This is a genomic window from Caldalkalibacillus thermarum (assembly GCF_014644735.1).
GTDB classification, from domain to species: Bacteria; Bacillota; Bacilli; order Caldalkalibacillales; family Caldalkalibacillaceae; genus Caldalkalibacillus; species Caldalkalibacillus thermarum.
Window position 1 is genome coordinate 61,766 of the sequence record NZ_BMKZ01000014.1, and the last position, 9,627, is coordinate 71,392.

The window sequence follows — 9,627 nt, forward strand, 5'->3', positions numbered from 1 at the left end:
AAATCAGGCGAGGATACCCCAACTCCTAAGCAATAGCGAAAGTTGGGTAGGGATCGCCCTTCCTCCTTTCAATCATTTCTTGCATCTTTAATTATTCCTGTCACAGGTTCACCAGTACCACCTTGCGAACTTTGACCTTCCTTCCGGCCATCCACTGTCCGGTTATGATCAATGTCAGGCTGTTCTCTTATTTGATCAACCTTGACCGCCACTGTTTTGTTGACCAGCGCATTCAAACGCTGTTCCATTGTTCCATCGGCTGGGATCAGGGGCTGAAGGCCAAGGCTACTCAAATAAAAATAACCTCCTTGTTTGGTCAATACCCCAGTCACATAACCGGATGGAACATTGGATTGTTCCCCATAAGATGTCACGGTATCTGTAGGCAGATGGGCTTCCACTATTTTGGCTGCTTCCTTGACTGCTTGGTTAGCACTGTGTGACGATGCGGCGACTCGTGCTCCATGCCATGCTGCCTCACTCACAACTTGGTGGGCATTATACAACTGATACCCAATAATCCCGCCAAAGATCAAACCAAAAACGACAGGGACGGCAAGCGCATACTGGACAAAATCACCTCTTTCATTCTTCAGGATTGTGGCTAACCGCCTAAGCATCCTGTTCCCCTCTCTTCCGTCAATATTGTCTATAACCAGAAGACGGCTCGATCATATACACACGGGTCTGTGTAACTGTTTGTATCGGTTCTCTTCCCAACAGTTTCCACGCAAAATCAAAGGGCCCCACTCTGACCGAAGCTTGAACAGTAGCCACAGCATAGGAGCCATGGGTATCTGTCGTTTTCTGTATCTGAATATGTTCCAATGTACCAAACATCTTTACCGAACCTTGGAAGGTTTCCTCAGCCTTTTCCCTGGCCAGTTGGATATTCTCCTGTTGAGCGTATATCCGGGACGCTTCCCGTGCCGCTTTTCCGGCCGCATTGGTCACAATCTGCTTCTCAGCGATGTCATAGGTCAAGAACACGATCATGATCAGCAAAGGCAAAATAAGGGCCGCTTCCATCAGCGACCCTTTCCGGTCTAATAATCGAACAATTTGCAAGTTGTTATCACCTCTTTCTACCCAGTAATCTCAACTTTGACCCTAGCTTTGCTTGACTGCTCAATGATGATTCGCCCCATATCATCCACGGGCGGTTCAATCCCCATGATGCGTGACATGGCCTCAAGGATAGGGCCAATCAGATACGTCTTAACTCTTGCACGGGCAGAAAATTGATACTCGTCCACATCACTGTACTCTCCCCGGTTATCCGGCACACCTTCACCTGTCACGGCATCAATCATGCCACTGGCGAAGGGTTCACCATGAAGATCAGCGGTGTATATCGTGACCCTACCTCTGCCATCTGACGTCCAGCCCATGTTGTCCATGTTGCGTTTAAAAGTCCGATAAGCATACTGAAAAGCTGTTCCATGATAATTCACAATCCTGTGATTGTACGTGACAGGGTCTACCCGAATAAGTCTTCCCTCATTGTCATAAATGCGCTCTTCGTAAGTATCAGCGTAGACATCTGCTGCCAATACACCAGCAAGGGCAGCCGCATCCACGGCTGCCTTCAGATCATTGGAAATGGCCCGTATCTGGTTAAACTCAATGATCAGAGCCACCAAAGCCAGCATTATGGGGAAAACATATGCCGCCAACATCAAATAGCCTTTCTTGTCTTTGAATATCTTAATAACCCTCAGCTTGTATCCCTCCCTAATCCTCTTCCGGCGGTGGAGGATTACATGTGAAAGACTCTCTGGCGATCTCAACCCATCCCTTGACCGGAATGGTTGTGGAGTTGGAACTGGTATGCGTATGCCACCTAGTGCTGGCATTGACGGTATACGGGTCACGGGTCTGTCCACTTGCCACCGGCCCTGCTGTTGACCCATACGGCCCCAAATTATATGTGGCACTGTTGCCATCCACTTCAGCCGTAACCGTGATCGGAATGTTGCTGTTATTGGTTACTGTTGAGTTAACCGTATAATTTGCTCCATTCCATTGATACGTCACAGCATGTGTATTTGGCCCATACGCACATCCGGTAGGCTCTCGCCTAACTTCTGTCTCCATCGGCGCATCAGAGTAACTGGGTGACAACGAGATAGTCGCTGGTGCAATGACAAAAGTAAAGGAAGCGTTGTTCACTTTTTTGTTTTCGTGTTCCGGGTCCAGTGTTGCGGTAATAGTCTGGGTATTGGTACTGTCTTTGGACGGTATCCCTGACTCAAAACCATTGATCATTTGCCCGGGAGCCAATCTGCCGGTTTGAATTTCCCGTTTTCCTCTTGCATCCTCTATCTCAATCTTGTAGTCAAAGTCAATGGTGTTCGGGTTTCTCACCGTCCAGTTGGTGCCAAAGGCTGATTCGGTGCTGGCATTATTGGAATTTAGAGTGACTTCCGGTTTAAGAAAGGCAATATACAAGGGAAGCTCCGGATAGTGTTTCCCCACCCCTCGAACAACGATGTAATCGGGATGGATGTTAGGGTGGAGGTTTTCCACCACCCTGATGGTCACTTCATAGCTGGTCATCCCTTCGTGGCGCTTGGCACTGTCAAAGATGATGTCGTTTTTGCCGGGAGAAAGTACCACGTTTTCCTCCCTTTGCACTTCAAATTCCAGCGCTTCCTCATCAGGGCTTAGGGATTTAAGTTCAATGTGTGCCTTCACATCAAAGTAGTTTGGGTTGTTGACGTGCAAGACCACACGATGATCTCCCACAGCTTTTTGGCTGATAGTTGCCGTGGGAGTGTAGAGCGTGTCTCTGACTGTAATGGTTTCTGTTCTGGGCACTTTTTGGCGTATGATTTCCATGCGTGATGTATCCACCCATATCTTGCCATTGGGGGGCTGGGGGTAGAATACCCTCAAACCATCCAGTTCCCCCCAAATGCCCCTGACTGTCCATGTGTTGCCATGACGATCTCGCAGGGTTTCTGTGATGTAACTGTCCGCCACAGCCACAGTTGTCAATAAAAGAATGGCTGCCACAAGGACAGCCAACGTTATCCTGCGTTTCACTCACAACCCTCCTTTACTCAACCAGCCACTGTGTCCGGCGGTAGCGCAACTCAGCACGATTGAGGTCAGCCCAGTAGCCATCCTCAATCCACCGAGGCACTTCTTCCTCAGTGTAGGTGGTAATGGTCGCAAAGCGCAGAAAGTCTTGGGCTTCTATCAGTTCCTCCGGCGGAATTTGCCACGGGTCTTGATCACGGTCGGCAACATCCAGCCGGATAGCCACCGTATGTTTGTCCATATCAATGGTATTCTCTTCGTCCCGGGACATAATTTGGTTTGGCGTAAAAGCAATTAAGGTTGCTTTTGCCTGACCCGGAATGTACTCCAACATCTCCCTTTCAAACATGGGTGACCAGTTGGGTGCTGTTGCCGTGCCCTGATTCTCCATTGCCTTGTTTTCGTCCAGCACTTGCCCCACAGTCACAAAAAGATACACAGGGTCTTTGTCAGGGTTTTCCTCGTCAGTTGGCATACGCCATGTAAAGTCAACCTCTATGGTTTCATCGGGGTCCAAAAATTCTTTTAATACATCAGGTGTTGTGCCGATTGTGTTTGAATCTATCCGTGCATTTCTGGCCACAACATCCTTTACGCCATTGTCCGTTTCAAAAGTATATCTGTCACCAAACAGCATCCCAAGCACACCGCTGGAGTAGACCTGTGGACGCTTGCCACTTCCGGGTTGTGAGCTGACCACATAATACCGGATAACGGTATTGGTGACAGGGAAATCACCGTGATTGGTCAATTCCAGCTTGGCGTGATACTCTTTGCCCGGTAGTGCGTATGAGGATTGCCCGGGTTCCCTGTTTTTCAGGTTTTCATATTCATCCAAACCGACACCCTCTGAAATGTCATTCACCTTGGGGTTAATACCCGTGTCAGTGATCTCGATCTGGATACTTTCCGGCTTCTTGATCTTGTACGGAATGGCCAGCATACTCCTGAAGCCTTCTCCAAAATAGGCATCCACCACATCTTCCAATTGCATGTGTTTGTCATATGCTTCTTTCAGCTTTCTGTCCCAATATGCCTGACGTTGCGGATTGTTTCTTTCATTAGGATGCCATCCGTCCGTTGCAATGTCCAATATCTCTTTGCGAGCCTCATAACTCTTGGGCAGCAGTCTGTTTCCTGTGAGCATTCGTATGCGTCCATGACTATACTCTTGTACATGCAGTGTGTGCATCAAATCCTTGTCTTCATAGTGACTGCCAAGTATTTGGAAAATCTGTTCCCTTGCCTGACTTGCAAGTTCCCGACTTGTAGCGTTCACTGCAAAATTGGTCTCGTAGTTTCGATTAATATCCTGTACAATGCGCCGGAATTGCCGGTACATCATTCGCTCAAATTCGTTTGTTAGTGCCTCACTGACTTCCGGCCAGTTTAAGCGTCCTACCCGTCTGTGATTGAGTGGATTGGCCGCATCTTCATAAAACCGAAGAGCATTCAGTATCGGAACCATCAGAACGTATTCGCCGTTTTTGTAGCTCACTCTCTGGGTGATGGGCTGTGTTTCCCCTGTTGTAAGCCTCAAGTTTTGCCTATCACGCACATACGTAACAGCATTTTCTCCTTCACGTCCCAAGGTAATCCGGCCTGTATCCTCGTCATAGTTGACATAAACGTAAAACAGATAAATGGGAATCGCCATATTAGGCACAGCCCCGGGATTCATCCGGTGCTTGACCCAGTCGTCATGGTTGTAGTCCCTGTTCGGCACCCGTCTGTTCATGCTGCCGAGTGGCGTAAAGTGCAGGTCATCCTCATCTTCCAATATGGTTAGCCTGCCGCTGGCTTCGGCTGAATCTTCCTCGTTCAGCTTGGTCTTGGTTGCGGTGACCGAGTATCCATGCAAGATGACATTGGAGTAGTAGTTGAAGAAATAAGCCAGTTGCTCATTGACAATCGCCATCCGGTCATATTCAACATAAATGGCAAAACGGAGGTCTACGACAAAAAATTCTTCTGATACATCGTTTTCACTTACAACTGAATAGGAGGACAGATAGATTGTGCCGCTTTGGGCACGAAACACACCCTCAACAGCATCAATGCCAGCCCATGCCCTGCCCTGATAGTAAAATGGTTTGGGTCTACGCACCTGTCCCCTCATATTCCGAAGGTCATTGTATAATACGTCTCCTTCAACACCAAATTCCTGCCTTACTTTCTTTTTCCATTCCTCAAACATATCCATAACCAGTTCGCTGGCCTGTTTCACATTGGGCACAGGATTACGATTGGGATGAATGTCAATATTGCCTGTCTGTATAGGGTCACTATCAAATAAACTATCAAGATTTAGGATGAGTTGGGTTCCCTTGGCGGTCACTTCCGTTTTGGCCCTGATTTCTTTCAAATGCAGTGTATAGGTGATGTTTCCTCTGGTGGGTGGGGATTTAAAGTTGAGATTGGGTTGTCTTCCGTACTGATTGCTGTTCAGGTCAAATTGAAACATTGCGGCCGAAGCTGGCTGGTAATGAACAAGTTCAAGAACCGGTGTCACCAACAGCACCAAAACCAGCGAGAACAAAAGCCATTTTTTTCGCATCAATCTCCCCCTCCAAATGCAATACAAAGAGCCGGAAGGAATAATTCCTTCCGGCCCGTCATGCTGGCTGTGTTATTTTACCTTAGTATGTGTCAGTCTTCATAAACGGAGCCTGTCCCTTTTCATAGGTTTTACGCTCCAAGAATTGGGGTGGAATCAGTTTGCTGCCCGGGTTCAAATCTTCTCTAGACATGTATACAACCAGTCCCCCAATTTCAAATGTCAGATCACCGCCATAAATGTTGCGTACCACATAATCTACTGCATGACGGCGGGCTATTTCTCTCTCCCTTAGCGTATAGTCATCATGAGTGTAGGGGAGCCCTCTTTCGTTCCACTCATCGGCCCGGTTTGAATTGTGATCAACAAATACAGGTACTTTTGCATCTTTTATTTCCTGTAGCAGTTCAGGTGTAGCCAATTCTGCAAAGACAGCGTCAAATCGGTCATTGTTAAACCCAGCCCAACCCCTGTTTTTAACCACACTGCCAATGGGGTCATGAATGGTAATTTTAAAGGCATGACGCATACCAACCGGACGTATCACTACCCATTCCAGCTTACCTTCCTCATTAAAGCTGAAACTTTCAAGCATAACAGAGTCCATTCCGCTCCTATATGCACCGTGTCCGCGTGCCTTGTCATATTCACTCACATTTTCCCAACGGTCTTTCTTATACTTTTTGGTAGCCAGACGGTGCATGGCCTCTGCCTCATAGGGGCTGGCCGGGATCGGGCCTTTGTAGTATTCCCACAGCAACTCTTCCACTTCAAATCTCAATCGGTGAAGCTCCTGTGGTGTGGCCTCGCCACGTTCTGCCCGTTCTTTCATCCAATTCATGTGTTCAGTATAGCTCGGAGAAATTCTAGTGTAGTTAAGCCACTGATCATAATGAGGATAGTTCGGGTTATAAGCCGGGTTTTCTCCCACAGGCTGTCCCGGTGTCACAGGCTCTGGTGTCACAGGCTCTTGGGTTCCTTTGTCACGGTTTTTTAACGCAGCAAGGATATGATCAGGCACAGCGTTTTTGCCGCCCAATGCCGTAAATTCAGTGATGTTTTTGCTGATCACCACATCCATGATGGCCTCTGGTACTCTGTCCTGTCTGACCAGCAGGATGGGCTTGTTTTCCTTCGCTGCCAGTACAGACCCGGTCAGCGCATCAGCAAAGTTGGCTCCTGTGGCTACATAGGCAGACGGAATTTCCTTGCGGATGTCCCCTTTGACGATCTCTGCGTTGGTTTCAAAACGGTTTTGACCGCTGATTCGTTTTCTGTCTTTGGGCAAAGCATTGTAAACCTCTTTCCCAACCACTGCCTCTCCGCCAATCACGTTGACATTCTTCACTTTATTCAGCAAAGGCTTCACTTCTTTGGGGATCTCTTGCTTCCGAACCAGCAAAATCGGATTCCCTTGTTGTGCTGCCTGATACGCAACAGCAAGTGCATCCGGGAAGTCCTGTCCACTGGCAATGACGGCAGTTTTGCCTTCATAGCCTACAAGCTGTGCAATTCTGGCAGCCGTATCATAGCGAGTGCTTCCGGCGACACGCACTACTTCAAGTTTCATGTTTTTCAATGTGTTCTCAACCTGTTTGGAAACGGCATTTTCACCACCAAGAATGATCACTTTTTTGGCTTTCAGCCGTTCAATCTCTTTCTTGGTTGCCTCATGCAGTTTGGTTGGGCGTGTCAAAAGAATGGGGGCTCAGCAGCAGTGCCATCAATAACGGATACTGATAAACCCAAAGCAAACACGGTCAATGTCAACAGAAACAAAACAGCTTTGTTTTTCATTATCAAAACCTCCTTGACATATAATTTCTATTAATCAAATTCTACCATGTTTTGCTAGTTTTCGGGAATATGGATGAGCTAGACCTTGTTACCTTAGGCCCAATCGTTCGATCAAAGTCACCTCCAAACCTATATTTCAACTTTGCCACTTCGTACATGATGGCCAGTCGAAAATCAAACACATCACCCAGCTTGCTTCCATCATGGGCGTTGTACCACGCCACCCCGTCCGTGTGGACATGGTCAAACATCCGGCTGAGGTCACACTCTATCGCTTCTATGCTCCCCTTTCTGTGAGCAATTCCGGCACTGACTGAATGGGTCCCGTTATACACTTGGCAAACATTGATGTGAGTGAAGTAATATGCCATATGGTTATCTTTATCGTACTTAAAATCCGTTTTGAAAATGTTTAACACCCAATCCTTTAAACTTTGTCGTCTCCAAGGCATCACCCACACACAGTCATCAGCCAGATCAATCCTGATTTTTCTCTCCTTTCCCTTCGCTGGATAGATTTCCAAACAGTCTCCCTGCTCATTGTAATAATGAGATGGAAAAAGATAATTGGGCAGTGTATCCTCAAAATGTTCCTCCCTGTACAAAATGGTGGTGAGCAAATCCATTTTCAGATCCTGCCTTAACACATCCAGAACAAAGTCAATCAGTATGACTTTGTTCTCTTGTGTCTCGTTTTCCAACCAAGACTCCACCAATCTAAGCGCCCTTGAATATTCAACCCCCGGATAGGGCAACTTTTGTTTTTCCGGCAGATCAGCGTTCTGTCTGTTCCAGTCCAAAATCTTTCTCAGCATGTTTTTCGCCCCTTCCATGCAAGTATGTTTCCAACATCTTAAGCAAATTATAGTAAATTCTGCCTTGTAGAAGGGGCTCATAATGCATCAAGGTGATAATCTCGTGACAGACCCGCATGTATTTCTCTTCCTCAAACGCCTTTCTGATATGAAGCATATGGAAAAGATACCAAGAGTGAATGGCATCCCGTTTTTCATATATTTTCGCTGGCTTCCTTTTGAGAAGCTCATCATAAAACTGATATAAGACTTCCCTTGCTTTCTGGTTTCTTTCCTCTCCCTTGTCATTCCACCAGTTTGCATGGGGCTGCAACAGGTTATACAGCTCCCTGTCCACCGATTTCTCTCCCTTCTTCCATTTCAAGTTTTCAGTCATGGGGAACATGGATAAACTTGACTTTGTTTCCTTCAGCCCACACGTTTACGAACATATCTGGTTCAATGTCATCAAGACTCATATCTTCCCTCAACTCCGTTCCCCACTGATACTTGGTTTCATCGGTAATGACAAATGTCTTTTTAGTGCCGTCATGCAAAACAACCGACAGCTTGTTGTTTTCTATCCCTGTCACGTCTCCCGAATAGGTACGTTCCACATCAAGCGCAAGTGTGTCGGAATTGTGCCATAACCACACACCTGCTATGACACCTACTATAAAAGCAAAGGCCATTCCAATCAGTACAAACTTGTTCAATTTCCTCCCTCCCTAAACCAAGATGGGTCATATTCCACGTTATAGCGCCAAGCCCCTTGCTGGCATCGCTCTGGGAAATGTCCAGTCGCCCTCATCGTCTCACCCTCCCTGACAAAAATGTCAATGACTTTCGGTTCAGGCTCTTCAACCACCTCAAACATATCCAAAACCAGTTCGCTGGCCTGTTTCACATTGGGCACAGGATTACGATTGGGATGAATGTCAATATTGCCTGTCTGTATAGGGTCACTTTCAAATAAATCACCAAGATTTAGGATGAGTTGTGTTCCCTTGGCGGTCACTTCCGTTTTGGCCCCGATGTCTTTCAAATGCAGTGTATAGGTGATGTTTCCTCTGGTGGGTGGGGATTGAAAGTTGAGATTGGGTTGTCTTCCATACTGATTGCTGTTCAGGTCAAATTGAAACATTGCAGCCGAAACTGGCTGGTAATGAACAAGTTCAAGAACCGGTGTCACCAACAGCACCAAAACCAGCGAGAACAAAAGCCATTTTTTTCGCATCAATCTCCCCTCCAAATGCAATACAAAGAGCCGGAAGGAATAATTCCTTCCGGCTCAGTTATGCTAGTTATTTAACTCAACTTTCGCACCTTGAAAAACACGAGAATCCCTTGATTTAACTGGGGAATTTGGTCAAAAAACGCGAAAAACACCCAATCCTTTGGTAAAATGAAGTTGTCTAAACCAACATCTACCAA

10 protein-coding genes are annotated in these 9,627 nt (G+C 46.8%); all 10 read right to left on the reverse strand.

Going from position 1 to position 9,627, the window contains the following annotated elements:
• Nucleotides 1-68: 68 nt before the first annotated feature.
• The 10 genes from IEW48_RS07570 to IEW48_RS07615 all read right to left on the reverse strand — a co-directional run bounded on the left by IEW48_RS07570 (nt 69) and on the right by IEW48_RS07615 (nt 9,430).
• Entirely contained in the window at nt 69-620 is a 552-nt protein-coding gene (locus IEW48_RS07570; RefSeq protein ID WP_188623269.1) for a TadE/TadG family type IV pilus assembly protein, read from the reverse strand.
• Between the two features lie 19 nt (nt 621-639).
• A complete protein-coding gene (locus IEW48_RS07575; RefSeq protein ID WP_188623270.1) occupies nt 640-1,068 on the reverse strand; it encodes a TadE/TadG family type IV pilus assembly protein in 429 nt (142 codons plus the stop codon).
• Between the two features lie 17 nt (nt 1,069-1,085).
• Complete coding sequence (locus tag IEW48_RS07580) at nt 1,086-1,679, reverse strand: hypothetical protein (RefSeq protein ID WP_188623271.1); 594 nt, start codon at nt 1,677-1,679, stop codon at nt 1,086-1,088.
• 55 nt (nt 1,680-1,734) lie between these two features.
• Entirely contained in the window at nt 1,735-3,048 is a 1,314-nt protein-coding gene (locus IEW48_RS07585; protein ID WP_188623272.1) for a hypothetical protein, read from the reverse strand.
• Nucleotides 3,049-3,061: 13 nt separating this feature from the next.
• Nucleotides 3,062-5,602: a hypothetical protein gene (locus IEW48_RS07590; RefSeq protein ID WP_188623273.1), complete on the reverse strand. Its 2,541-nt coding sequence runs from the start codon at nt 5,600-5,602 to the stop codon at nt 3,062-3,064.
• 82 nt (nt 5,603-5,684) lie between these two features.
• Entirely contained in the window at nt 5,685-7,298 is a 1,614-nt protein-coding gene (locus IEW48_RS07595; RefSeq protein ID WP_188623274.1) for a cell wall-binding repeat-containing protein, read from the reverse strand.
• Nucleotides 7,299-7,440: 142 nt separating this feature from the next.
• Entirely contained in the window at nt 7,441-8,214 is a 774-nt protein-coding gene (locus tag IEW48_RS07600) for a DUF6710 family protein (RefSeq protein ID WP_188623275.1), read from the reverse strand.
• Nucleotides 8,174-8,551, reverse strand: coding sequence for a hypothetical protein (locus tag IEW48_RS07605; protein ID WP_229703980.1), 378 nt, complete (start codon nt 8,549-8,551; stop codon nt 8,174-8,176). The genes IEW48_RS07600 and IEW48_RS07605 overlap by 41 nt, the downstream gene beginning before the upstream one ends.
• A 31-nt stretch (nt 8,552-8,582) precedes the next feature.
• On the reverse strand, nt 8,583-8,909 hold the full coding sequence (locus IEW48_RS07610) for a hypothetical protein (RefSeq protein WP_188623277.1): 327 nt from the start codon (nt 8,907-8,909) through the stop codon (nt 8,583-8,585).
• Nucleotides 8,906-9,430: a hypothetical protein gene (locus tag IEW48_RS07615; RefSeq protein WP_188623278.1), complete on the reverse strand. Its 525-nt coding sequence runs from the start codon at nt 9,428-9,430 to the stop codon at nt 8,906-8,908. Before IEW48_RS07615 ends, IEW48_RS07610 begins: the two co-directional genes overlap by 4 nt.
• Between the last annotated feature and the right edge of the window lie 197 nt (nt 9,431-9,627).

What these genes read in the sequence shown, in the direction of transcription:
- IEW48_RS07600 (WP_188623275.1), bottom strand. Translation starts at nt 8,214, where the DNA reads ATGCTGAGAAAGATTTTGGACTGGAACAGACAGAACGCTGATCTGCCG.
- IEW48_RS07570 (WP_188623269.1), bottom strand. Translation starts at nt 620, where the DNA reads ATGCTTAGGCGGTTAGCCACAATCCTGAAGAATGAAAGAGGTGATTTT.
- IEW48_RS07590 (WP_188623273.1), bottom strand. Translation starts at nt 5,602, where the DNA reads ATGCGAAAAAAATGGCTTTTGTTCTCGCTGGTTTTGGTGCTGTTGGTG.
- IEW48_RS07580 (WP_188623271.1), bottom strand. Translation starts at nt 1,679, where the DNA reads ATGTTGGCGGCATATGTTTTCCCCATAATGCTGGCTTTGGTGGCTCTG.
- IEW48_RS07615 (WP_188623278.1), bottom strand. Translation starts at nt 9,430, where the DNA reads ATGCGAAAAAAATGGCTTTTGTTCTCGCTGGTTTTGGTGCTGTTGGTG.